Below are 237 nucleotides of genomic sequence, written 5' to 3'. Positions count from 1 at the left end.
CGCCTGAGCCGGGCGTGTCCGCCGCCTCGATCCGGTAAAGCCCTGGGCCGACGTCGCCGTTGCTCTCGGAAATCGCCCACACTTGCCCGGGCGGTAGCGGATCGAGACCAATCGAGTCTGGGCTCGCCAGCTCGGGTGTCGAGACGAACTGCTCGACTCCCTCACCAAGGCGGTAGCCGAACTGCGTGTTCCGGAACTCGGCGGCACCGATACGCCGCTGCTGCTCCTTGACTCGAC

General features: G+C 67.1%; 1 pseudogene. It reads right to left on the bottom strand.

The annotated features are described in order from the left end of the window. Positions 1–237, bottom strand: a pseudogene (locus tag Q4528_RS15990) (hypothetical protein); the annotation flags it as partial.

The organism is Staphylococcus pasteuri (genome assembly GCF_030547725.1).
Classification (GTDB): domain Bacteria; phylum Bacillota; class Bacilli; order Staphylococcales; family Staphylococcaceae; genus Staphylococcus; species Staphylococcus pasteuri.
The sequence above is the reverse complement of the archived record's forward strand: the minus strand, read 5'-3'. Positions and strand labels throughout refer to the sequence as shown.